Below are 22,410 nucleotides of genomic sequence, written 5' to 3' on the forward strand. Positions count from 1 at the left end.
ACCGCGCCTCCAGTCCGTCCGGGGTCGCGTCCACGGCACCTGGTTCCGGACACGGAACCGCGGAACGACGCGGTGCTGTGTCTGGAACCTGGTTCCGATGGGGGCGTCAGGGGGGCGCGTGCTTGGATGGAGCCGTGACAGACGCACCGATCGCTGACGAGTCCGCCTCCTTCGAGGTCACCGAATCCACCGTCGTGTACGAGGGCGCCGTCTGGGACGTGCGCCGCGACACCGTCGCGTACAACGGCGACTCGATGGTCCGCGAGTACATCGACCACACGGGCGCCGTCGCCGTGTACGCCGAGGACGACGAGGGCCGCGTCCTGGTCATCCAGCAGTACCGGCACCCGGTGCGGCTGCGCGACTGGGAGCTGCCCGCCGGTCTGCTCGACATGGAGGGCGAGGACCACCTGACGGCCGCGAAGCGCGAGCTGGGCGAGGAGGCCGACCTCGAGGCCGACACGTGGGAGCCCCTGGTCCGGTACAACACCTCCTCGGGTGGTAGCGACGAGTTCATCCAGATCTACCGGGCGCGCGGTGTCCGGCCGACCGAGTCCGCGTTCGAGCGCGAGGCGGAAGAGGCCGACATCGTGACGCGCTGGGTCCCGCGGGCGGAGCTGCTCGAGGGGATCCTGGGCGGTCGGCTCAACAACTCGGCCCTCGTCGTCGCGACGCTCGCCGTCGAGGCCATCGAGCAGCGCGGCAAGTGAGCGGGTCCGCGGCCGACGGCCTGCGCGAGCTGGTCGCCACGGGGACGTGGACGCACGAGCCGGAGGCCGCCGAGTTCGACGGCGACGTGTTCCACGTCACCGCGGTCGAGGGCAGTGACGCCTGGCGGACCACCTCGTACGGGTTCGTGCACGACTCCGAGCACGCGCTGCTGCAGCCGACGGACGGGCCGTTCTCGGTCGAGGCGTCGTTCGTGCTCGACTACGCCGAGCAGTTCGACCAGGCCGGGGTGTTCCTGAGCGTCGACGAACAGACCTGGATCAAGGCCGGCGTGGAGTTCTCGGACGGAGCGCCGCAGCTCGGCGCCGTGGTGACGCGTGGGTTCTCGGACTGGTCGGTGTCGCCCGTGCCGGAGTGGGTGGGCCGGGTGGTGACCGTCCGCGCGAGCCGCGATGGTGACGCCGTGACGATCCGGGCGTGGGCCGAGGGTGACGAGCCCCGACTCGTCCGGGTCGCGTACCTGGACCCGGACGCCGTCGTGTCCGCGGGGCTGCTGTGCGCCGGGCCGACGCGGGCCGGGCTGACCGTGACGTTCACCGGGTTCCGCATGGGCACGCCGGACGACGCGTTGCACTGACGGGTGGGTGGCCCCGCGCCGGTTAGCCTGCTGAGGTGATGCCCCTCGACCGCGCCGCGGAGACGTACCTGCGGCACGTCGCGATCGAGCGGGGACTCTCGCAGCACACGTTGTCGGCGTACCGGCGGGACCTCGCCGTGTTCACGTCGTGGCTGGCGGCCGCTCCGGTCGTCGAGTCGGACGGTGCGGACCGGGCCGGGGGATCCTCGGCGCTGCAGGACGTGGCACGGTTGGCGCGGGCGGACGTCTCGGGGTTCGTGACGCACCTGGCCACCCGACCGGAAGGTCCGCTCGCACCGCGGTCGATCGCGCGGATGCTCAGCTCGGTCCGGTCGTTCACCGCCTTCGCCGCGGGGGAGGGTTGGCTGCCGCTCGACCCCGGCACCGCCGTCCGGCCGCCGAAGGCTCCGATGCGGCTGCCGAAGGCGATCCCCATCGAGGACATGGAACGGCTGCTCGGGGCGGTGTCCGTCGACGCCGACGACCCCGTCCAGCTGCGGAACAAGGCCCTGCTCGAGCTGCTCTACGCCACCGGTGCGCGGATCTCCGAGGCGGTGGGGCTGTCGGTCGACGACGTGACGACGCTGTCGGACGCCGACGGCGAGCTCTCGGTCGTGAAGGTCACGGGCAAGGGCAACAAGCAGCGCATCGTGCCGCTCGGCAGCTTCGCCCGTGCAGCGATCGACGCGTACCTGGTGCGGGCACGGCCGGTGTTCGCGGCACGAGGGCCGTCGACGCCGGCACTGTTCCTCGGTGCCCGTGGAGCGCGGTTGTCGCGGCAGAGCGCCTGGCTCGTGATCCAGGCCGCCGCTGCTGCCGCCGACCTGGAGGCGCACGTGTCACCGCACACGTTCCGGCACTCGTTCGCGACGCACCTGCTCGAGGGCGGTGCCGATGTGCGCGTGGTGCAGGAGTTGCTCGGGCACGCGAGTGTCGCCACGACGCAGATCTACACGATGGTCACGGCGGACATGCTGCGAGACGTCTACCAGACGGCGCACCCGCGGGCGCGCCGGTAGGCGGTCCCTGCGCGGGCCGTGCGGGTGCCTGGGCCGTGCGGGTGCGGGTGCGCGACGGGCGCGTTTCGTGAGCAGAAATGGTCGGGTCGCGCCGTCCCACCCGACCATTTCTGCTCACGAAGTGCCGTGGAACGCGGCGGTAGGCGGTCCCTGCGCGCTCAGAACAGGTGGAACTGGGCCGACGCGGCGATGACCGTCGTCGTCACCGCGACGACGAGGGCGCTCGCCGAAGCGCTCCGTGCCAGGGCGGCCCAGGCACCGACGGCCCCGGGACGGACGATGCCGATGACCCCGCACGCCACGGCGAGCAGCCCCGCCAGGCCCCAGGGGTTCGCGACGACCGAGACCACGGCGAGCAGCACCGCGAGCACCGTGAACACGCAGAGCCGACGGTCGCCGGCGGTGCCCGATGCCCACGCGTCCGTCCGGATCGCCGCGGTCTGCACCGAGAACGACGGCCCCACCGGCGCGACGACGATCGGCGTGACCGGGTCAGCAGCAGCCGCGGGGACCCGCGTGGCTGCGCCCCAGGTGCGACCGTCCCACCAGCGCAGACGACGGGCGTCCTGCGGGTCCGGGAACCAGCCTGCGGCCGGCAGCGTCACGGTTGCTCCTCGAGGTGCGGGGTGGATCGACGCTCCCGAGCCTAGGAGCGCGGTCGGCCTCGCCCCAGTCCCCAGCCGGGTGTCAGCACAAGGGGGGACCGGACCGGTGCACTACGGTCGGGGCGTGCCCTCGACGCTCGACGACTTCTGGACCGCGCGACGCAGCGAGCGTCCGAGCCTTCCGGAGGCCGTGCCGGAGGCGTGGTCCTTCGGCGCGACCCCGGAGCAGGCGGATGCGCTCCTGCAGCTCGTGCTCGACGGGGTCAAGGTCGGCACGGCGTCGTCGCTCTGGGACTACGAGGCGACCGGCGATCCGCTGCCCGCGACCGACGAGGTGAGCATCGTGACCGACGGCTCGGGTGCGCCCCGTGCCGTCATCGAGACGACGGCGGTCCGGGTGGTTCCGTTCGACCAGGTCGACGCGGACCACGCCTGGGCCGAGGGGGAAGGCGACCGGACGCTCGAACAATGGCGGACCGTGCACGAGGCGTTCTGGCGCGCACACTCGGAGAACCCGCGGGGGTTCGCGCCGGACATGCCGGTCGTGTGCGAGCGGTTCCGGCTGCTCTGGCCGAACGGCTGAGCCCGAGTCCGATCCGGGGTCAGGCGGGGACCGGCTCCGCGTCGACCTCGGTGAACACGTCCTTCACGGCGGCGAGCAGCCGGGCGTTGAAGTCCACACCGAGCTGGTTCGGCACGGTGACGAGCACGGTGTCGGCAGCCCGGACGGCCTGGTCGGCCGCGAGTTCCGCGACGAGCTGTTCGGGCTCACCGATGTAGGACCGGCCGAACCGGGCCAGCCCGCCGTCGAGGTGCCCGACCTGGTCCTGCCCCTCGACCTGGGCGCGCACGCCGAAGTAGTGGCGCGACTCGTCGTCGATGATCGGGATGATGCTGCGCGAGACCGAGACGCGCGGTTCGCGGTCCCAGCCCGACTCGGACCACACCCGGCGGAAGCGCTCGATCTGCTCGGCCTGCAGCTGGTCGAAGGGCACGCCGGTGTCCTCGGTCAGCAGGGTCGAGGACATCAGGTTCATGCCCTGCTCGGCGGTCCACTCGGCGGTGGCACGTGTGCCTGCGCCCCACCAGATCCGGTCGCCGAGCGAGTCGGAGAGCGGGGAGATCGGCAGGGACCCGACCGAACCGGTCATCTGCGGGTTGGCGTTGGCCATCGGCTCGCCGGCGATCGCGCGGCGGAACGCGTTCGTGTGCGCACGGGCCATGTCGCCGCCGTTCTCGTCGGAAGCGTCGGGCACGTAGCCGAACTGCTGGTAGCCGGCCAGGGCGGTCTCGGGTGATCCCCGCGAGACGCCGAGCTGCAGTCGTCCGCCGGAAATGAGGTCGGTGGCTGCGGCCTCTTCCGCCATGTAGAGCGGGTTCTCGTAGCGCATGTCGATGACGCCGGTCCCGATCTCGATCCGGCTGGTCTTCGCGGCGATGGCGGAGAGCAGCGGGAACGGTGCGGCCTGCTGCGGGGCGAAGTGGTGGACGCGGAAGTAGGCGCCGTCGACGCCGGCTTCCTCGGCTGCGACCGCGAGGTCGATCGCCTGCACCAGGGCCTCCCGCCCGCTGCGCACCTTCGACCCCGGCACGTCACGCCAGTGTCCGAACGACAGGAACCCGATCTTCGTCATGTCCATGCGAACGCATCCGGAGGCGGGGCCATTCCACCGCGACTACCGTGGCCGGGATGGAGGACCCCCGCCCCGCACTCGAGGCCGAACGCGCCCGCAACGAACGCCTGCTGCTCGACGTCGAGCGGAGCATGCGTGACGTCAGCGACGCCCGGCAGGACGCGAACTCCGACGACGAACACGACCCGGAGGGTGCGACCCTGGCCTGGGAACGCGGCTCGCTCGGTGCGGTCCGCGACGGCGCCCAACTGCGAGTCCGCCAGGTGGACGCAGCGCTCGCACGACTCGACGACGGCACCTACGGGCGCTGCACGGTCGGCGGCGAGCCGATCCCGGAGGCCCGGCTGGCCGCCGTCCCGTGGGCGGCGACGTGCGTCGCGCACGCGTGACACACGACGATTCCACCGGGAGGTGAGATTTCTTTACTAATTTGCCGCCAACCGCGCGTCGCGCCCTACCGAGCGGCTCGCGTCCCGCGATCATGACGCCATGACGCAGACCACCATCTACCGCACGGAGCCGATGGCGACCCGTGCTCTCGGTGCCGAGATCCGACACGATCACGAGCGCTTCGTTCAGCTCCTCGAGCGCGTGAGCGGCAAGCAGCTCGGTGCGTTCGAGAAAGTCGAGTGCGAGGTGCCGCACAAGGACGTTGAGACCGAGTGGGGGACCGTGCGTCTCGACGTGCAACTGACCTTCGACAGTGGCTTGGTCGGCATCGAGGCAAAGCTCGACCACGAGCTGACCGAGCGGCAGGTGGATGCCCAGCTCGAAGCGCTCGGCGATACCGGCGCGCTGTTCGTGCTGGTGCCGCGCAAGGAGTCGCTCGCTCGCTCGGTCATTGAGCACGAGCGCGTCAGCGTGATCGACTGGGACGAGGTTCTAGCGTGCTTCGACGCCCCTCGGCTGGTCAAGGACGACATCGAGGGGGAGGGGCGCCTGCTGAAGACGACGGTCGAGGCCCGGCTGCACGGCCTTGAGCTCGGCGCGCGGATGCCTGACTGGAAGGTGCGCGTGCAACGCGGGGACGGCGGCATGCCGTCGATCGTCTTCGAGCGGCCGCTGTACGACGCCGAGGATGCGAAGTGGATCCGCGGGCAGATCCAGGTCCCGGGGCGCGGAATGCCACCGTACCTGGAGGACACGAAGCTCGAGGGTTTCGTCGGGATCTCGGTCAACCACCTCGACGAGGCCGACTTCCCCGATCCAGAGGGTGATGAGCAGGCGCCGGCCTGGGTCCGGGCGCTCGAGGTCTTGGACGACCAGGTCTTGTCGGAGAACCCTGGCGGGATCGCGGTGAGTCGTGGGTCGGCAGGCAACGGTCGGAAGGGTCTCGGCAAGCACAAGCTGCCGCTCGCGAAGCGCCACCTGTCCGGGCGCACGCACCTGGCGAGGGGCTACACCGACTGGTCCATCGGACCCAAGACCGAGCTCGTCGGCATCGATGACCTCGACGCGCTCGTCGAGACCATCGTCACCTGGAGCAACGGCTGGTTCAAGGCGTTGGAAGACACCCCGCTCGCGCGACCGGCGCAGTAGGGGGCGACCACCTGCTGGCCTGGAGGCGCGGTGTGTCCCCGCCACGCGCCTCCCGGCATGCGCACCCCGCGTCCACCCCGTGCGCCGCTGATTCCCAGCCGCGCGCCCTACGTTTTCGGCATGGACGGCGACCCGAACGACCGACCCGGCGAAGCCCGGGCCGACGGCGCGCCACGCCAGCGCTTCCAGTGGTTCCACCGCCTGCGCACCTGGATCCACGCGCGGCCGCACGTGCACCTGCTCTACAAGGTGCTGGTCGGTCTGGTGGGCGGGCTGGTCGTCATCATCGGGCTGATCCTGGTGCCGCTGCCGGGCCCGGGGTGGCTCGTGGTGTTCATCGGCCTCACGGTGCTGGCGAGCGAGTTCCACTTCTTCCACAAGATCATCACGTGGCTCAAGGCGCAGCTGCACCGCTTCTGGGACTGGGCCAAGCGGCACGGGCCGAAGCGTCTGCGCGATGCTGCGGACCGGGGCAAGGCCGATGTCGATGCTGCGCACACCGGTGCGGCGCGAACCGTCGGCGTGCGTGCGCGCGCTCGCGGGACGAACTCGGCGCGACCGGGCCACTAGTCGGGCCGCCGCTGTCGGCACCGTGCGGTGCTGGTCACCGCGTGCGAGGTTGATGGCTCCGTGCGGCGCTGCAGACTCGCACAGAGCAATCAACCTCGCACCGAGCGATCAACCTCGCACCGAATGCGCGTCGGACCGTGCCTACTCGGCCGCGACCCGGATCGAGCCGGTCGCGGTGCGCTCGATGACCTCGGCTGCGCGCTCCTCGACCTCGGCGGCGTCCTTCGACGACAGTTGCAGCACGAGGGCGACGACCGCGGCGAGCACGATGAAGCCGCCGTACCCGGCGATGACCGGGACGAGACCGACCGAGGGTTCGAGCAGGCCTCCGATGACCGAGGGCACCCCGAACGCCAGGTAGCTGACGACGTAGATCGTGGAGAGCAGCCCGGCGCGGTGGGTCGGGGCAGCGGTGGCGAGCAGCATCCGCAGCGGTGCCTGGAACCCGGCGCCGAATCCGACACCGGCGATGGCGCTGCCGACGACCATGCCCGGCAGGGAGTGCGCGAACACGAACGACACGGTGACGATCGGGCCGAGCACGAGGGCCACGAGTCCGAGCAGGACCGCGCGACGGGTGTCCATCCGCTGGATCGCCAGGCCGGTCAGCGCGCCGACGCCCGTGACCACGGCGATGAGCGCACCGGCGGCGAAGTGGTTCGTGATCCCGAACACCGCGCCGAGCGCCGAGGGCACGAGCGACAGGAACATGCCGCCGAGGGCCCAGCTGGCGACGAGCGAGCCGGCGACGCCGCGGAACAGCCGGCGTGAGGACCGCGGCACGCTGATCGTCGGACGCAGGGAGCGAAGAGCGCCGGGACGACGCTGCACCTGCTCGGGGACGACGAACAGTGCGAGCACCAGCAGCACGAGGAGCGCGCCGAACAGCAGGTAGACGAGCTGCTCCGGTGCCGGACCCCACTGCACCAGCGCGCCGCTCGACATCGCGCCGGTGGCCAGGGCGATCGGCGGGATGACGCCGTTCAGCACGCCGGCCATGGTGGGGTGGCGTTCGAGGGAGTTGTCGATGAGGGCCGCGCCGAGGGCCCCGATGAGCAGCCCGACAGAGACACCCTGCACGATCCGGTCGACGATGAGCGCGACGACCCCGTCCGCCATCGCGAACAGGCCGAGCGACAGTGCGACGCCCAGGCCGCCGACGACCAGCACGGGCTTGCGGCCGACGTGGTCGGACAGGCGACCCGCGACGAGCAGGCTCGCGAGCAGGCCGGCGACGTAGATGGCGAAGACCCCGGTGAGCATGAGCGGGGTGAGGTGCCACTCGGCTGCGTAGACCGGGTAGATCGGCGACGGCACGGCCGACGACGCGACCGAGACCAGGAGCATCGCCGCCAGGATCCAGAACCCGGCGACCGAACGAGCTGACTGGTGCATGCGCACCCCTTTCCATCTCCGTGCAGTACGACTGCATTCGTACCGCACTCGAACAGTACGACGCAAGTCGTACAGCAAGCCGAACGGTGGTAGCGTCCCGTCCATGCCCGCGCACGTCGATGCTCCTGAACGGCTGCCGCAGCCGTCCGTGGCCGAGATGGACCTCCCGGTCGTGATGGACGCCCTGAGTGATCCGATCCGGCTCGCGATCCTGCACCGCTACCTGGTCGACGCGGCCGGGGGTGAGCGCAGCTGCGGCTGGGTCGGCATCGACCGGCCGAAGTCCACGCTGACCCACCACTTCCGGGTCCTGCGCGAGGCCGGTCTGCTCGAGCAGCACCTGGAGGGCCTGACCCGCGTCAGCCGCGTCCGCGTCGAGGACGTGCAGCAGCGGTTCCCCGGGCTCCTCGACCTGGTGCTCGACTGGCAGGTCCCAGCTGCGCTGCTGCGCGAGGGGATCGCCTCGTGAGCGCCGGCGTGGACACGGTGCACACGCTGCCGTCGATCGTCACGGACCCCGCCGTCGCCACGGCGCTCGCCGCGGACCTGACAGCGGCCGGCTTCACCGTCGACCGGCTCGACTCGCTGTGGGGCGCCGAGGCCGCCGCATCGCTGCACCGCGGTTCGCGGGTCGCCGCGCTCCGTGCGCTCGCCGCCCGCGAGACCACGCCGCTCGGCACCCTGGCGACGCTGTTCGTACTCGGCCTGCCGGTGGCGCGGGCCGAGGCCGCCGCGGCGTTCCCGACCGCCGGACTCGACGCCGTCATCGCCGCGGGCCTGCTGCGCAGCGAAGGCGACGGCAACGGCGCCGACGGGGTCGTCCACCCCACCGTCGATCTGCGCCCCTACGCCTTCGTCGACGACCTCGGCGCCGGCAGCTGGTGGATCGTCTCCGACCTCGGCGAGCTCGCCCTCGGGCACGCCATCAGCGAGGAACACGTCCTCGGCATCGGCGGCGCCACCACGACGCTGAGCGGCCTGCAGGTGCCCGTGCCGGTCGAGCGGGTGCTCGACCTCGGCACCGGGTGCGGCATCCAGGCTATGCACGCGCGGCGCTTCGCCGACCAGGTGGTCGCCACCGACATCTCGCGCCGTGCCCTCGACATCGCCCGGTTCAACGCCCAGTTGAACGGCATCGACGGCATCGACTTCCGGTTCGGCTCACTGTTCGAGCCGGTTGCGGGGGAGCGTTTCGACCGGATCGTCTCGAACCCACCCTTCGTCATCACACCCCGTCGCGAGGGCGTGCCGTCGTACGAGTACCGCGACGGCGGCATGGTCGGCGACGCCCTGGTCGAGACGGTGCTCCGCGGCCTGTCCGACCACCTGGAGCCCGGCGGCACCGCTCAGCTCCTCGGCAACTGGGAGTACCACTGGGGCGTCGACGGCCTGGACCGCGTGCGCGCCTGGTTCGCCGACACCGACCTCGACGTCTGGGTGATCGAGCGCGAGCGGCAGGACCCGACGTCCTACGCGGAGACCTGGATCCGCGACGGCGGGACGAAGCCCGGCACGGCCGAGTTCGACACCCTGATGGGTGCCTGGCTCGATGACTTCGCGGACCGTCGCGTCACCGGCGTCGGCTTCGGCTACGTCGTGGTGCGTCGACCCCTGCCGGGAGGCCCGTCCGGCCTCCGCCGGTTCGAGCGGGTCCCCGAGACGCTCGGCTCCAACCCCGCGGGCCTCGGTGCGACGGTTGCCCGCGTCCTCGACGCAGCCGCCTGGCTCGCCGCGCACGACGATGCCGCGCTCGCCGCCGCCCACCTGTCGGTGGCCGGCGACGTCACCGAGGAGCGGTACTACTGGCCGGGCAACGACGACCCCACCGTGATGACCCTGGTGCAGGGTGGCGGGCTCGGGCGTCGGGTGGACGCGGACACCGCACTCGCGGCGTTCGTTGGTGCGTGCGACGGCGACCTGTCCGTCGCCGCGATCATCGGCGCGCTCGCGCAGATCACCAGCGTGGACGAGCAGGCGCTCGCCGCCGACCTGCTGCCGGCGGCGCGCGACCTGGTGCTCGACGGGCTGCTCGTCCCCGCTGCCTGACGATCAGGCGCGGTGGTCGCGCCAGCTGTGCTCGGGCGTGTAGCCGAGGAGTTCGCGGGCCTTCTCCGACGACAGCAGCGAGCTGACGCCGTCGATGTCCGCACGGCGCTCGATGTCCGGCACGAAGCGCTCGACGAGCTCGATGGTCGGGGTGTCCATCACCGTGTCGGGGCTGGCGATGACGAACGCCTCGAACCCGGTGAGGTCGGCCTCGACTGCCCGGCGGACGGCCTGGGCCCCATCGCGGGAGTCGATGTACGACCACAGGTTGAACGTCTTCGCCTCGGGGGTGGCGTCCCACGGGAACGCCGGGTAGTCGGTCTCGTCCATCACGTTCGAGAAGCGCAGGCCGATCATCTTCAGCTCCGGGTCCCAGCGCGTGAAGTGGCGGGCCATCTCCTCCTCGACCGCCTTGCCGAGCGAGTACGACGACTGCGGCCGGACGGCGAACTCCTCGTCGACCGGCAGGTAGGGCGGGTGGTGCTCGCCCATCGGGATGCCGAGCAGGGTCTCGCTCGACGCCCACACGACGTTCTTGATCTTCGCGGCACGGGCTGCGTGGAAGACGTTGATCGACGAGGTCACGTTGTTCGTGATGAGGGCCACGTCGGGGACCTGCCCCGGGGCCGGCACCGCCGCGAGGTGCACGACGGCGTCGACGTGGTCGTACCGGTCGTCGATGCCGAGCAGGGCGTTCAGGACCTGGCCGTGGTCGGTCAGGTCGATCCGCACGAACGGGACACGCTCGGGCTTGTCGGGGGAAGGGACACGGTCGAGCAGGACCACGTCGTACCCGTGCGCATCGAGGTCGCGCACCACCGCTCGTCCGAGCTTGCCGCTGCCACCGGTCACCACTACACGCGTCATCGCGTCACTCCACATCGTCGTCGGAACACACCCTGGCGGGCATCGACCATCCTGCCCCGCCGCACCTGACGCGACCAGGCCCTGTCCGTACCCCACTGCGGAACCAGGTTCCGGACACGACACCACGGGATCGCGCGGTGCTGTGTCCGGAACCTGGTTCGGGCGGGTTGGGGGAGCCCGTCAGGCGGTGGGGGTGACCTGGGCGATCGCGAGGCGGGCGACGAGTTCGACGTGCTCGGCCATGTCGCGGGTGGGGTCGAAGAGCCACTGGATCTGCATGCCGTCGGACACCGCGAGCAGCACGCTGGTCAGTTCGTCGGGGTCGATGTCGGTACGCAACCGACCGTCCTGCTGCATGGTGCGGAAGTCGGCGGACAGGTCGCGGCGGCTGCGTTCGTAGCGCTCGCGGAAGTACTCGTGCGCCGGGTGCTCGGCGTCGGTGGCAGCGGCGGCGGACAGGTTGACGAACATCTGCACCAGGCCCGGGACCTCGGCGTTGTGCCGCACGATCGCCGCGAGCAGGGCCGCCGGGTCCGCGGCCTGCCAGTCGTGCGCGAGGTCGAGTTCGTCGCGGCGGCGGAGGATCTCGACCCAGAGCTCGTCCTTGGAGTCGAAGTAGTGCAGCAGGCCGGCCTGGGTCAGCTCCACGGCGTCGGCGATGTCCTTGATGCTCGTCCGCCGGAAGCCCTGCGACGCCACGAGGTCCAGCGCGACCGTGAGGATCTCCTCGCGCTTCGCGATGCCCTTTGCGTACGAACCCCGTCGTGCCATGGCCAGACTGTACCGCCCGCAGGAGACCCGAGAAAACCAAGCAACGGTTGGTTTTCGGTGGTACGGTGCAGGAGCTGCCAGCGCGGGCGGCGAACCCGGTGGATGGTGGGTGTGGGCGACGAGGCCCCGGCCGTCCGGGCGGCGCCCCGCGGCCCTGAACGAGAGGACCGACCACCGTGACCACCGTGAACGACGCGAGCACCGCCTCCAGTCCGTCGACGCCGCTGACCGAGCGCATCGATGCGCTCCTCGGCCAGCTGACCACCGACGAGAAGGTGCAGCTGCTCACCGGACGTGACTTCTGGACCACCTGGCCCATCGAGAAGATCGGGCTGCGCCGGATCCTGATGTCGGACGGACCGTCGGGCGTGCGCGGCGAGGTGTGGGACGAGCGTGACCCGTCCCTGAACCTGCCGTCGGCGACAGCACTGAGTGCCTCGTGGGACCGCGCGATCGCGAAGCGCTACGGCGCCGCCGCCGCGGTGGAGGCCCGCCGCAAGGGCGTCGACGTCGTGCTCGGCCCGACCATCAACCTGCACCGGTCCCCGCTCGGTGGCCGGCACTTCGAGGCGTTCAGCGAGGACCCTGTGCTCACGGGGGACCTGGCCGCGTCGTACGTCGACGGCGTGCAGGAGAACGGTGTCGCCGCGACCCCGAAGCACTACATCGCGAACGACTACGAGACTGACCGCTTCACCGCGTCGACCGAGGTGTCGGACCGCGCGCTGCGCGAGCTGTACCTGCTGGCGTTCGAGAAGGCCGTGACCGAGGCACACGCCTGGGCGATCATGTCGTCGTACAACGCGATCAACGGCGTGACGGCGTCGGAGAACGACCTGCTCGAGACCCCGCTCAACTCGGAGTGGGGCTTCGACGGCATCGTCGTGTCCGACTGGACCGGGGTGCGTTCAGTGGACTCGGCGAAGGCGTCGCAGGACGTCGCGATGCCGGGGCCGAACCCGTGGTGGAGCGAGGGCCCGCTGCTCGCCGCCGTGCAGTCCGGCGAGGTGCCGATGGCGGCGATCGACCGCAAGGTCCGCCGGATCCTGACCCTGGCTGCCCGCGTCGGCGCTCTCGAGGGCTTCGAGCCCGTCGCCGCGTCGCCCGTGCACGTCGAGGACGGCATCGCGTTCGTGCGCGAGGCCGAGGCCGAGGGCACGGTCCTGGTCCGCAACACCGGTGTCCTGCCGCTCGACGCCCCCGCGGTGTCGCGCATCGCGGTGATCGGGCACAACGCCGACCAGGCCCGCACGCAGGGCGGTGGCTCGGCCACGGTCGTGCCGTCGCAGGTCGTGTCACCGCTGGACGGCATCCGTTCGGCCTTCCCCGGCGCGAGCGTGGACTACGCGATCGGCGCCGTCGTGCAGGAGGGCATCGCGGAGTTCCCGCTGTCCACCATCACGAACCCCGGCACCGGGGAGCCCGGCGCCCGGGTCGCCTTCGTCAAGGACGGCGAGGAGCTGTTCGTCGAGGACCGCCGCGCGACGGCACTGTTCTGGTTCGGCGGCGACGCCCCGACGCGCGAAGCGGACCGGCTCGACATCACCACCACCTACACGGCCGAGTCGACCGGGACCGTGCGGTTCGGCATCGGCGCGGCCGGACGGTCACGCATGTGGATCGACGGCGAACTGCTGCTCGACGAGGACGTGCCGTTCGAGGGCGACCAGCTCGGTGCCGCGTTCCTCAACCCGCCGGCGCGGTCGGTGCCGGTGTCGGTGACCCTGGGCCAGCAGGTCGCGATCCGCATCGAGTACGACATCGTGCAGGACGAGACGCTCGGCGGGGTGCTGGCGTACCAGTTCGGCACCGAGCCGTCGGACGACGACCCCGCCGTGCTGATCGAGGCCGCGGTGGACGCCGCCCGTGGTGCGGACGTCGCCGTGGTCGTGGTCGGCACGAACTCCAAGGTCGAGTCCGAGGGCTACGACCGATCCTCGCTGGCACTGCCCGGCCACCAGGACGACCTGGTGCGCGCGGTCGCCGCTGCGAACCCGAACACGGTCGTCGTCGTGAACGCCGGGTCGCCGGTCGAGATGCCCTGGCGGAACGACGTCGCCGCGGTGCTGCTGACCTGGTTCGGCGGGCAGGAGTACGGCAACGCCCTGGCCGACGTGCTGACGGGGGCGCAGGAGCCCGGCGGCCGCCTGCCCACCACGTGGCCGGTTGCGATGGCCGACGTCCCCGTGCTCGACGTCACCCCGGTCGACGGGAAGGTCGCCTACGACGAGGGTGTCCACGTCGGTTACCGGGCGTGGCTGCGGGCCGGCACGGAGCCGGCGTACCCGTTCGGCCACGGCCTCGGCTACACCACGTGGTCGATCGAGGGCGTCTCCGCGACCCCGACCGTGCGCGAGGGCGACGCCGTCATCGTCACGGCGACCGTCGTGAACACGGGCGACCGGGCCGGCAAGCACGTCGTGCAGGCCTACGCGTCCCGCGCGGAGTCGGCGGTCGACCGTCCGGTGCGCTGGCTGGTCGGGTTCGCCCCGGTCCGGCTCGCCGCGGGCGCCTCGACGGAGGTCTCGATCGAGGTCCCGGCGCGAGCCTTCGCCCACTGGGACGGCTCGTGGCGGTACGAGTCGGGGACCTTCACGCTGCACGTCGGCGCCTCGGTCACCGACGACGCCGGAACCGCGTCCCTCGAACTGGAGTGACGAAGTCGTCCGGTTTCCGCGCAGCTCCCGACTCCATTCAGTAGCATCTATGTGCGCGAGTCGGCTGGTTACCGTCCGCGCACGCACCGACTACGGGGTCGCTGGGTGAGCGACTCGGTCTCCTGATCCGGCCGTTGTTGCCCTGGCCTCCCCGGTGCGTCCCAGAATGCGTCCCCGCGTCCGCGCGGGGACGCATTCGTCGTTCCGGCCCCGATGCGCACCGGTGAACCGGTTGCCGCACTTCGTCCCGGTTCGGAAAAACGAGTGACACTTGGTCAACTTCATACGTCCCGGGTGCGCGGAACGGTGTGACAAACCGCTCGGTAGGTGGAACGATGGGTGCACCATCTCGTGCGGATCAGGGACGAGATGGTCATCCGGCCGGGCTCTCGGGCCTCACCAACTCGATCAGAGCCCCGCCGGATGCCCTTGACTCTCGGTGGTGGTGCGGCGGCGGGACCGCAGGTGGTCGGGCCCGCGGCGCCGGCAATCAAGCCCGAGGCACCGGTTCTCAGGCCCGCAGCGCCGGGGCGATCTCCTCGGCCACGATGCGCAGGATCCGCTCGTGCGCCGCACGGTCGCCGTTCGCCGGCAGGGTGATGACCAGTTCGTCGGTGGCGGTGACCGCCGGGTCGGCGAGCAGGGCGTCGACGATGGCCGCCGGTTCGCCGGACACGACCTTGCTGAAGCGGAACGGCGGGGTGCCCGAGAGTGGTCGACCCTCGTCGTCCATCCCGGAGGCGTACCCGGTCAGGAACTCCTCGTGCACGGCGCGGTCGTGGTCGTCGAGGAGCGGCACCACGATCCGGCCCACGGCGACCTTGGACTCGCGCTGCGGGTGCAGCTCGGCGAACCGCTCGCGGTAGGCGGCGATCTGGTCGGCCTGCGCCTGGGCGAACGGGGCGCCGGTGTCTTCGGTGTTCAGGGTCGAGCAGTGCAGCAGGAGGCCCTTCTCGGCCGTGCGGACCGCCGTGCCCATGCTGCCGCCGCCCCACCACACGCGGTCGCGCAGGCCCGGGCTGAGCGGCTGCAGGGTCAGGTCGGCCCCGGCGGGGATGCTCTCGTAGCCCTTGCCGGCGCTGCCGAGGGGCTCGCCCTGCAGGACCTCGAGCAGCCGTGCGGCGCGGGCCTCCGCCTCGTCTCGGAAGCTGCGGTCGACCGTGCCGAACACCGGGTCGAGGATCGGACCGTACCCGGCGATGCCCGTGCTGATGCCGAGCTGCACCCGGCCTCCGCTGAGCAGGTCGACCGTGCTGGCGTCCTCGGCCAGGCGCACCGGGTCCTCGTAGCGCATGCCGAGCACGGCGGTGCCGAACGCGATGGTGCTGGTGCGCTGCGCGGCTGCCGCGAAGAAGGTCATCGGGCTCGTCAGGTACGGCTCGAAGTGCCGTCCGCGCACCCAGCCGGTGCCGTAGCCGAGTGACTCGGCGGTCTCGAACAGGCGCAGGCCGTCCTCCAGGGCGCTGGCGGCGCCGTCGGTGCCGCCGTGGTTCGGGACGAAGGAGAGGAAGCCGAGTTCGCGCATGTCGCGAGTCTATGCGCACGTATCGAAATGCGCCTGAGTCGGCGACGGGGCGGACGGGAGGCCCGGGGCGGGCCCGCCACGGGCCTCTCCCCACCGGCACGGCCGGTCCGCCGCTGGCGCGTCGCCCCGGGACCGGCGGCGTGGGCCCAGTCCGTCATGGCCGTACCTGGGAGGATGGGCGCATGACCGACGTCACCGCCCTGCCCCCGCTCGTCGCCGCGATCCCGGCGGCGGTGGACGGCGTCGTCGACCCCGACGAGGTCTACGAGGCCTTCGCGGCCTGGGCCGCGGAGGGCGGCCGACCGCTGTACCCGGCGCAGGACGAAGCGGTCATCGAGCTCGTCTCCGGCGCGAACGTCGTGCTGAGCACGCCGACCGGCACCGGGAAGTCGCTCGTCGCGGCCGGCGCGCACTTCGCCGCGCTCGCCGAGGGCAAGCGGAGCTACTACACCGCACCGATCAAGGCGCTGGTGTCCGAGAAGTTCTTCCAGCTCGTCGAGCTGTTCGGTGCACAGAACGTCGGCATGGTCACCGGCGACTCGAGCGTCAACGCGGACGCCCCGATCGTCTGCTGCACCGCCGAGATCCTGGCGAACCTGGCGCTGCGACAGGGGCCGGACGCCGACGTGGACGTCGTCGTGATGGACGAGTTCCACTTCTACGGCGACCCCGACCGAGGCTGGGCATGGCAGGTGCCGCTGCTCGTGCTCGAGCGGGCGCAGTTCCTGCTCATGTCGGCGACCCTCGGCGACGTCACCACGATCGCCGACGACCTGTCCCGCCGGACCGGCCGGCCCACCGCCCGCGTGACCGGTGTCTCGCGACCCGTGCCGCTCGAGTACCAGTACGTGATGACGCCTGTGCAGGAGACGGTCGAGCGGCTCCTCGAGGAGGGCAAGGCGCCGATCTACATCGTGCACTTCGCCCAGGCCGCCGCACTCGAGCGGGCGCAGTCGCTGATGTCGGCGAAGGTCGCCTCGCGCGAACGCCGCGACCAGATCGCCGACGCCATCGCCGGCTTCCGGTTCAGCGCCGGGTTCGGACAGACCCTGTCGCGCCTGATCCGGGCCGGCATCGGCGTGCACCACGCCGGCATGCTCCCGAAGTACCGACGACTCGTCGAGCAGCTCGCCCAGCGCGGCCTGCTGCCCGTCATCTGCGGCACCGACACCCTGGGCGTCGGGATCAACGTGCCGATCCGGTCGGTGCTGTTCACCGGGCTGACGAAGTTCGACGGCACGAAGATGCGCCAGCTGTCCGCGCGGGAGTTCCACCAGATCGCCGGCCGCGCCGGACGTGCCGGCTACGACACCGAGGGTGACGTCGTCGCCGAGGCACCCGAGCACGACATCGAGAACGCCCGCGCCGTCGCCAAGGCCGGCGACGACCCCAAGAAGAAGAACAAGATCAAGCGGAAGAAGGCGCCCGAGGGCTTCGTGTCCTGGGGGCAGGCATCGTTCGAGCGGTTGATCGCGGCCGAGCCGGAGCCGATGGTCTCGCGCATGCGGATCACGCACGCGATGGTGCTGTCCGTCGTCGCCCGCGGCGGGGACGCCTTCGCGGAGGTCCGGTCGCTGGTCTACGACAACCACGAACCGCGCTCCCGGCAGCTCGCGATGGCCCGGCGGGCACTCGTCATCGCCCGGACCCTCATCAACGCGCGGGTGATCGAGAAGGTCGACGGCGCCTACCGCCTCACCGTCGACATCGCGCCGAACTTCGCGCTCAACCAGCCGCTGTCACCGTTCGCGCTCGCCGCGTTCGAGTTGCTCGACCCTTCTTCTCCCACTTATGCACTGGACATGGTCTCGGTTGTCGAGGCCACCCTCGACGACCCGCGGGCGATCCTGTCGCAGCAGCAGTTCAAGGAGCGCGGCGAGGCCGTCGCCCGCATGAAGCAGGAGGGGATCGAGTACGAGGAGCGGATGGAGCTGCTCGAGGAGGTCACCTGGCCTCGCCCGCTTTCCGAGCTGTTGGAGGCGGCGTACGAGGCCTACGCCGCCGAACAGCCCTGGGTGCTCGACTTCCAGCTGTCCCCGAAGGCCGTCGTCCGTGACATGTACGAACGCGCGATGACCTTCGGCGACTTCGTGCGCTTCTACCAGCTCACCCGCTCCGAGGGCCTCGTGCTCCGCTACCTGTCCGACGCGTACCGGACCATGCGACAGACGATCGCCGAGGAACAGCGGACCCAGGAGCTCGACGACCTGATCGAGTGGCTCGGCGAGGTCGTGCGGCAGACCGACTCCTCACTCGTCGACGAGTGGGAGGCGCTGCTCAACGGGGACGTCCTGCTGGCGTCCGAGGAGCACGAGGAGATCGCGCCGCCGCAGCCCGCACGGCTCACCGGCAACCCGCGGGCGTTCCGGGTGCTCGTGCGCAACGCCCTGTTCCAGCGGGTGCTGCTCGCCGCGGCCGACGACATCGACGGGCTCGGGGAACTCGACGCGACCGCGGGCTTCGACCGGGCCGCGTGGGACAACGTGCTCGAGGAGTACTACGAGGAACACGACAGCATCGGCACCGACGCCGATGCGCGTTCGATGCAGTACCTGGTGCTCGACGAGAGCGGTGCCACCGCATCACCCCGCGTGTGGAAGGCGCGGCAGATCTTCGCCGACCCCGAGGGCGACAAGGACTTCGGGTTCTCGGCGACGATCAACCTGGACGCCTCGGACGAGGTCGGCGAGGCCGTCGTGCGGGTCACTGAGATCGGGCGGTTCGACGGGTGGGCCGAGGTGGACGTCGACTGATCGGCGCTGGGGTTGTCGGACGTGTACCGTCTCCGGCACCACCCCCACCCGAGAGGACTGCGTCATGCGCATCGGATCCAGCATCGCCCTGATCGTCATCGGCGCGATCGTCGCCTTCGCGCTGAACATCCAGCTCGCCGGTATCGACCTCCGCCTGATCGGCTACATCCTGATGGCAGCCGGTGTCGTGCTGCTCATCATCAGCCTCGCCGTGGCCTTCGGCGGTCGCCGCACCACGACCACCACGCGCTCGGGCGTCGACCCGGCGTCGGGGGAGCAGATCACCCGCCAGGACCGGCGCGACGGGACCTACTGACCCGCGGGAAGGGTCAGAAGAGGGTCGCGGGCGGGGTCGCGTCGGGCAGCGCGGACGGCTCGGGGACCTCGGCGCCTGGCCAGCCGGGACCGTGCGGCACGTCGGTGCCGTTCTGGAACGCGGTGGCAGCACCGCGGGCTCGCACATCGGCGGCCTCGTTCATCTCGTGACCGACGTGACCGCGCACCCACTCGAACGTGACCTTGCGGCCCTGCAGTTCGGCGTCGAGTTCCTTGATGATCTCGACGTTGAGGACCGGCTTGCCGTCGGCCTTCCGCCAGCCCTTGCGCTTCCAGCCGGCGAGCCACTCGGTGCAGGCCTTGATGGCGTACTGGCTGTCGCACAGGATGTGCAGCGGCTCGCCGGTGTCCTTCGTGGCACGGAGCAGCTGCAGCACGGCGGTGAGCTCGCCGATGTTGTTCGTCGCGCGGGGCCAGCCGCCGGCCGCCCACCGGTCGTCGTCGACGTACCAGGCCCATCCGGCGGGGCCGGGGTTGCCGAGGGCTGAGCCGTCTGCGGCGGCGACGATCGTCACGATGGGACCTCCTGGTGGTGCCGAGTGCTGGTCAACCGTAACGGACCGGACCGGCCCCCCGTCTCAACGGCGAGCAGGGTCGATGTTCAACTTGTTGCCCTCGAGCAGCCAGTCGTCGTCGAGAGGATCCAGGTACGGATTCATCCACAGCAGCTGCGCCGGTGTGACGCCGAACCGCTCCGCGACGGTCGAGAGCTCGTCGCCGTGTGCGACCAGGTAGTTCGCCGGTCGGCCATCGACATCGGTGACGATGCCGTAGGCGCCTGGTCGGTCCTTGCCGACGGTGACCCGGAGGTCGGGGTAGGGGTTCGGGATCTTCCACGCGAGGTCAGCGGCGGCGAGCACCGACCCTGCCCACGGGCGCTTGGACGAGTCCTCTTCGGCCACCGTCGCCGGCACGAGGACGACACTGCGCAGGTAGTCGGGGCGTGGACCCGCCTGACCCATCGTGAACGAGGTCGGAGGAGCAACCGCGGCGTCCCACTCAACCGTCTCGCGCACCTCGCCGTCCGCACCGTCGAGCGGCTTCGCATGCCGGTGCCGGAACTCCAGACGCATGGGCTGCGGATTGGTCGTCCGGTACCCGGAGAGCTGGGCGTCGAAGGTACCGCGGTCGTTCGCGACCACCCGGACGTGGATGCTGGTCTCACCGCTCGGCGAGACCACGTCGGTCTCCGCCGCCACGGTGCCGGTGGGCAGCGCCTGCTCGGGCTCGGTCTCGACCGGATCGGTGCCGCGCGTCGGGTCCGGCTCGGGTTCCGCCGTGCGCTCGGCCGCCTGTCGCGTCGGTGTCGGGATCGCCTCGTCGCCGCCGAACGCCGTGCACCCGGCGAGCAGCAGCCCCACCAGTGCCGAGCCGATCACCGCGGTCGTCGCGGTCCGTGTTCGTCCCATCGTTCCCCCTCGTCGGCAGCGTAGCGGGGGCCAGGGACGTCATCGAGTGCGGGGAGCGGACCGAGCCAGACTCGTTACACGGGGCCGAGGACTACCGTCCGCCGCAGGAGGAAACACCATGAGCGACAGCATCCCGAACGCCCCCGGCCCCGAGCCGTCCGACGACCGCGCACGCAACGACGCGCTCCGCGACGCCGCGCACAGCGACGACGTCGACGGGGTCAGCGGACGCGAGCAGCGAGCAGCGGACACGTCGTACAGCCCGTCGAGCGAGCGCGAGATGGACGCGTCCCAGACGAAGCAGCGCGACGACGCCGACCTGCGTGCGGACGGCATCGACCCGTCCAAGGTGATCGCGGCTCCCGGGACAGGCGGCGCGGACGATGCCGGCGACGTCGAGCCCGAACCGGGTGACCTGCACCTGCCGTGGCAGTCCGAGGAGGACCGCCGGGGCTAGCTCGACGCCCGGTCGAGTTCGCGCACGAGAGTCTCGCCATCGGTGACGTCCCAGAACGCCATCGGCTGTGGCCCGAAGAAGCCGTCGAGACCGGTGTTCGCGTAGACCTTCGCGTTCGTTCCCCACCCGAAGAGCATCGATCCCGGTCCGCCTCCCGTCGCGTCCCACTCGACGTTGCAGTGCCGTCGGTCACCGGTCCAGCTCACGGTGCGGTCGGTACGGCCGATCGGGACCTCCCGCGTGCCGCGAGGGGTGATCACGAGGGCCCGGCGATCGGTCACGGCGTAGACGGTCGTCCGCTTGCGGTACCGCTTCACGAGGAACCGTCCGACGAGCAGGTGCAGGCCCATCAGCGTGAACAGCGACCCGACGACCAAGAAGAAGGGCGGCGCCCCGCTGGTCACGGCCGAGACGGTCCAGAACGCCACGAATCCGCACCAGAGCAGCGAGAACGGGATGAGGAACCCGTCGCGGCCCGAGAGGAGCCTGGCCGGATCGCTCGTGCCGGCCCAGTACAGGTGCTCGTCGGGGCGCAAGTGTTCACGGGCGGTCTGTTGAGGATCGATCACCCCTCGACAGTACGGCCCGCCACTCGCTGTTGCTGAACAGTGCGTACCCCACCCGGCTAGGACACCGAGTCCGGGTGGGAGCCCGTCCGCTGCCCGGACTCGAGCGTCGCGATCGCTGCGAGCTCGTCGTCGGTCAGCACGAAGCTGTCGACGTCGAGGTTCGAGCGGATCCGGGACGGCGTGACCGACTTCGGCAGCACCACCACGTTCTGCTGCACGTTCCACCGCACGAGCACCTGCGCCACGCTCACGCCGTGCGCGTCCGCGATGTCGGTCAGCACCGGCTCGTCGATCAGGCGCCCACGACCGAGCGGCGACCACGCCCCGGTCGCGATGTCGTGCTGCCCGTGGAACGCGATGAGTTCGCGCTGCGGCAGCCACGGGTGCCGTTCGACCTGGTTCAGTGCCGGCACCTCGCCGGTCTCGTCGATGAGCCGCTGCAGGTGCGGCACCTGGAAGTTCGAGACACCGATGCTCCGTGCCCGCCCTGACTCACGCAGTTCCACCAGAGCGCGCCAGGTCTCGACGTAGCGGTCGTTGGCGGCGGCCGGCCAGTGGATCAGGTAGAGGTCGACGGCGTCGAGCCCCAGCCGCTCGAGGCTGCCGTCGAACGCAGCCAGGGTCGTGTCGCGCCCCTGGTGGTCGTTCCACACCTTGGTCGTCACGAAGACGTCGTCACGGTCCAGCCCGGAGGCCCGGATCGCCTTGCCGACGCCGGTCTCGTTGCCGTACATCTCGGCGGTGTCGACGTGCCGGTAGCCGGCGTCCAGCGCGAGGCCGACCGCCGTCTCTGCCTGGGTGTCGTCGACCTTGTAGACGCCGAAGCCGATCGCGGGGATCGAGCGGCCGTCGCGCAGGGGAACTGAGGTGACCATGCACCCATCCTGCCGGTGCCTGGCGGGCGTGCGCCGGGCCTCCAGGCCATCTGTGGAGAACGCGACCCGTACGCCGG

Annotated in this window: 23 protein-coding genes; 13 read left to right on the plus strand and 10 right to left on the minus strand. The window is 71.1% G+C overall.

Features of this window, described 5'->3' with window-relative positions:
• Window positions 1-134 precede the first annotated feature (134 nt).
• Genes BIU91_RS13455 through BIU91_RS13465 form a run of 3 tightly spaced genes read left to right on the plus strand, consistent with a single transcriptional unit; the run spans window position 135 to window position 2,325 of the window.
• The gene (locus BIU91_RS13455; RefSeq protein ID WP_071405865.1) at window positions 135-710 is read left to right on the plus strand and encodes an NUDIX hydrolase; all 576 of its coding nucleotides are present in this window, start codon (window positions 135-137) and stop codon (window positions 708-710) included.
• Entirely contained in the window at window positions 707-1,306 is a 600-nt protein-coding gene (locus BIU91_RS13460; protein ID WP_071405866.1) for a DUF1349 domain-containing protein, read from the plus strand. The genes BIU91_RS13455 and BIU91_RS13460 overlap by 4 nt, the downstream gene beginning before the upstream one ends.
• A 38-nt stretch (window positions 1,307-1,344) precedes the next feature.
• Window positions 1,345-2,325 (plus strand): site-specific tyrosine recombinase XerD, encoded by a 981-nt coding sequence (locus BIU91_RS13465; RefSeq protein ID WP_071405867.1) that lies wholly within the window; start codon window positions 1,345-1,347, stop codon window positions 2,323-2,325.
• Between the two features lie 158 nt (window positions 2,326-2,483).
• On the opposite strand, the gene BIU91_RS13470 is transcribed toward BIU91_RS13465, so the two are convergent.
• Window positions 2,484-2,930, minus strand: coding sequence for a DUF2510 domain-containing protein (locus BIU91_RS13470; RefSeq protein WP_071405868.1), 447 nt, complete (start codon window positions 2,928-2,930; stop codon window positions 2,484-2,486).
• A gap of 124 nt (window positions 2,931-3,054) precedes the next feature.
• On the opposite strand from BIU91_RS13470, the gene BIU91_RS13475 reads away from it, so the two are divergent.
• Entirely contained in the window at window positions 3,055-3,513 is a 459-nt protein-coding gene (locus tag BIU91_RS13475) for an ASCH domain-containing protein (RefSeq protein WP_216099672.1), read from the plus strand.
• 19 nt (window positions 3,514-3,532) lie between these two features.
• Here BIU91_RS13475 and BIU91_RS13480 read toward each other — a convergent pair whose 3' ends face one another.
• A complete protein-coding gene (locus tag BIU91_RS13480) occupies window positions 3,533-4,570 on the minus strand; it encodes an LLM class flavin-dependent oxidoreductase (protein WP_071405870.1) in 1,038 nt (345 codons plus the stop codon).
• Window positions 4,571-4,620: 50 nt separating this feature from the next.
• Between BIU91_RS13480 and BIU91_RS13485 the strand changes: the two genes are divergently transcribed.
• From BIU91_RS13485 to BIU91_RS13495, 3 genes are all read left to right on the plus strand, one after another.
• Complete coding sequence (locus BIU91_RS13485; protein WP_071405871.1) at window positions 4,621-4,953, plus strand: TraR/DksA C4-type zinc finger protein; 333 nt, start codon at window positions 4,621-4,623, stop codon at window positions 4,951-4,953.
• 100 nt (window positions 4,954-5,053) lie between these two features.
• Window positions 5,054-6,103: a hypothetical protein gene (locus tag BIU91_RS13490; RefSeq protein WP_071405872.1), complete on the plus strand. Its 1,050-nt coding sequence runs from the start codon at window positions 5,054-5,056 to the stop codon at window positions 6,101-6,103.
• Between the two features lie 120 nt (window positions 6,104-6,223).
• On the plus strand, window positions 6,224-6,673 hold the full coding sequence (locus tag BIU91_RS13495; protein ID WP_071405873.1) for a TIGR02611 family protein: 450 nt from the start codon (window positions 6,224-6,226) through the stop codon (window positions 6,671-6,673).
• A gap of 141 nt (window positions 6,674-6,814) precedes the next feature.
• On the opposite strand, the gene BIU91_RS13500 is transcribed toward BIU91_RS13495, so the two are convergent.
• Entirely contained in the window at window positions 6,815-8,068 is a 1,254-nt protein-coding gene (locus BIU91_RS13500) for an MFS transporter (protein WP_071405874.1), read from the minus strand.
• Between the two features lie 103 nt (window positions 8,069-8,171).
• Between BIU91_RS13500 and BIU91_RS13505 the strand changes: the two genes are divergently transcribed.
• Window positions 8,172-8,537, plus strand: a complete 366-nt coding sequence (locus BIU91_RS13505; RefSeq protein ID WP_071245119.1) for a helix-turn-helix domain-containing protein — start codon at window positions 8,172-8,174, stop codon at window positions 8,535-8,537.
• A gap of 17 nt (window positions 8,538-8,554) precedes the next feature.
• Window positions 8,555-10,114: a methyltransferase gene (locus tag BIU91_RS13510; RefSeq protein WP_171907846.1), complete on the plus strand. Its 1,560-nt coding sequence runs from the start codon at window positions 8,555-8,557 to the stop codon at window positions 10,112-10,114.
• Between the two features lie 3 nt (window positions 10,115-10,117).
• Here BIU91_RS13510 and BIU91_RS13515 read toward each other — a convergent pair whose 3' ends face one another.
• Together BIU91_RS13515 and BIU91_RS13520 are read right to left on the minus strand one after the other, a co-directional pair.
• Entirely contained in the window at window positions 10,118-10,981 is an 864-nt protein-coding gene (locus BIU91_RS13515) for an NAD(P)-dependent oxidoreductase (RefSeq protein WP_071405971.1), read from the minus strand.
• Between the two features lie 180 nt (window positions 10,982-11,161).
• Window positions 11,162-11,752 (minus strand): TetR/AcrR family transcriptional regulator, encoded by a 591-nt coding sequence (locus tag BIU91_RS13520; protein ID WP_084741272.1) that lies wholly within the window; start codon window positions 11,750-11,752, stop codon window positions 11,162-11,164.
• A 176-nt stretch (window positions 11,753-11,928) separates the two neighbouring features.
• Between BIU91_RS13520 and BIU91_RS13525 the strand changes: the two genes are divergently transcribed.
• Window positions 11,929-14,409, plus strand: coding sequence for a glycoside hydrolase family 3 C-terminal domain-containing protein (locus tag BIU91_RS13525; RefSeq protein WP_071405875.1), 2,481 nt, complete (start codon window positions 11,929-11,931; stop codon window positions 14,407-14,409).
• 511 nt (window positions 14,410-14,920) lie between these two features.
• Here the strand turns inward: BIU91_RS13525 and BIU91_RS13530 are convergent.
• A complete protein-coding gene (locus BIU91_RS13530) occupies window positions 14,921-15,934 on the minus strand; it encodes an LLM class flavin-dependent oxidoreductase (protein ID WP_071405876.1) in 1,014 nt (337 codons plus the stop codon).
• Window positions 15,935-16,116: 182 nt separating this feature from the next.
• Between BIU91_RS13530 and BIU91_RS13535 the strand changes: the two genes are divergently transcribed.
• Both BIU91_RS13535 and BIU91_RS13540 read left to right on the plus strand, forming a co-directional pair.
• Window positions 16,117-18,687, plus strand: coding sequence for an RNA helicase (locus BIU91_RS13535; protein WP_071405877.1), 2,571 nt, complete (start codon window positions 16,117-16,119; stop codon window positions 18,685-18,687).
• Window positions 18,688-18,751: 64 nt separating this feature from the next.
• Entirely contained in the window at window positions 18,752-19,003 is a 252-nt protein-coding gene (locus BIU91_RS13540; RefSeq protein ID WP_027465939.1) for a DUF6458 family protein, read from the plus strand.
• A gap of 13 nt (window positions 19,004-19,016) precedes the next feature.
• Here the strand turns inward: BIU91_RS13540 and BIU91_RS13545 are convergent, their stop codons facing one another.
• Both BIU91_RS13545 and BIU91_RS13550 read right to left on the minus strand, forming a co-directional pair.
• On the minus strand, window positions 19,017-19,538 hold the full coding sequence (locus BIU91_RS13545) for a ribonuclease H (RefSeq protein WP_027465941.1): 522 nt from the start codon (window positions 19,536-19,538) through the stop codon (window positions 19,017-19,019).
• Between the two features lie 63 nt (window positions 19,539-19,601).
• Complete coding sequence (locus BIU91_RS13550) at window positions 19,602-20,432, minus strand: LysM peptidoglycan-binding domain-containing protein (RefSeq protein ID WP_139196722.1); 831 nt, start codon at window positions 20,430-20,432, stop codon at window positions 19,602-19,604.
• A gap of 118 nt (window positions 20,433-20,550) precedes the next feature.
• Between BIU91_RS13550 and BIU91_RS13555 the strand changes: the two genes are divergently transcribed.
• Window positions 20,551-20,889, plus strand: coding sequence for a hypothetical protein (locus BIU91_RS13555; RefSeq protein WP_071405879.1), 339 nt, complete (start codon window positions 20,551-20,553; stop codon window positions 20,887-20,889).
• Here BIU91_RS13555 and BIU91_RS13560 read toward each other — a convergent pair.
• On the minus strand, window positions 20,886-21,458 hold the full coding sequence (locus BIU91_RS13560; protein WP_111110479.1) for a hypothetical protein: 573 nt from the start codon (window positions 21,456-21,458) through the stop codon (window positions 20,886-20,888). The genes BIU91_RS13555 and BIU91_RS13560 overlap by 4 nt on opposite strands.
• A 56-nt stretch (window positions 21,459-21,514) precedes the next feature.
• Entirely contained in the window at window positions 21,515-22,333 is an 819-nt protein-coding gene (locus BIU91_RS13565) for an aldo/keto reductase (protein ID WP_071405881.1), read from the minus strand.
• Between the last annotated feature and the right edge of the window lie 77 nt (window positions 22,334-22,410).

The organism is Curtobacterium sp. MMLR14_002 (genome assembly GCF_001864975.1).
In the GTDB taxonomy this organism is placed as follows: Bacteria; Actinomycetota; Actinomycetes; order Actinomycetales; family Microbacteriaceae; genus Curtobacterium; species Curtobacterium flaccumfaciens.

Bases quoted from the DNA above. Each gene is read 5' to 3' on its own strand.
- BIU91_RS13465 (WP_071405867.1), top strand. From the start codon at position 1,345: ATGCCCCTCGACCGCGCCGCGGAGACGTACCTGCGGCACGTCGCGATC.
- BIU91_RS13480 (WP_071405870.1), bottom strand. From the start codon at position 4,570: ATGGACATGACGAAGATCGGGTTCCTGTCGTTCGGACACTGGCGTGAC.
- BIU91_RS13485 (WP_071405871.1), top strand. From the start codon at position 4,621: ATGGAGGACCCCCGCCCCGCACTCGAGGCCGAACGCGCCCGCAACGAA.
- BIU91_RS13490 (WP_071405872.1), top strand. From the start codon at position 5,054: ATGACGCAGACCACCATCTACCGCACGGAGCCGATGGCGACCCGTGCT.
- BIU91_RS13495 (WP_071405873.1), top strand. From the start codon at position 6,224: ATGGACGGCGACCCGAACGACCGACCCGGCGAAGCCCGGGCCGACGGC.
- BIU91_RS13500 (WP_071405874.1), bottom strand. From the start codon at position 8,068: ATGCACCAGTCAGCTCGTTCGGTCGCCGGGTTCTGGATCCTGGCGGCG.
- BIU91_RS13505 (WP_071245119.1), top strand. From the start codon at position 8,172: ATGCCCGCGCACGTCGATGCTCCTGAACGGCTGCCGCAGCCGTCCGTG.
- BIU91_RS13515 (WP_071405971.1), bottom strand. From the start codon at position 10,981: ATGACGCGTGTAGTGGTGACCGGTGGCAGCGGCAAGCTCGGACGAGCG.
- BIU91_RS13520 (WP_084741272.1), bottom strand. From the start codon at position 11,752: ATGGCACGACGGGGTTCGTACGCAAAGGGCATCGCGAAGCGCGAGGAG.
- BIU91_RS13530 (WP_071405876.1), bottom strand. From the start codon at position 15,934: ATGCGCGAACTCGGCTTCCTCTCCTTCGTCCCGAACCACGGCGGCACC.
- BIU91_RS13535 (WP_071405877.1), top strand. From the start codon at position 16,117: ATGACCGACGTCACCGCCCTGCCCCCGCTCGTCGCCGCGATCCCGGCG.
- BIU91_RS13540 (WP_027465939.1), top strand. From the start codon at position 18,752: ATGCGCATCGGATCCAGCATCGCCCTGATCGTCATCGGCGCGATCGTC.
- BIU91_RS13550 (WP_139196722.1), bottom strand. From the start codon at position 20,432: ATGGGACGAACACGGACCGCGACGACCGCGGTGATCGGCTCGGCACTG.
- BIU91_RS13555 (WP_071405879.1), top strand. From the start codon at position 20,551: ATGAGCGACAGCATCCCGAACGCCCCCGGCCCCGAGCCGTCCGACGAC.
- BIU91_RS13565 (WP_071405881.1), bottom strand. From the start codon at position 22,333: ATGGTCACCTCAGTTCCCCTGCGCGACGGCCGCTCGATCCCCGCGATC.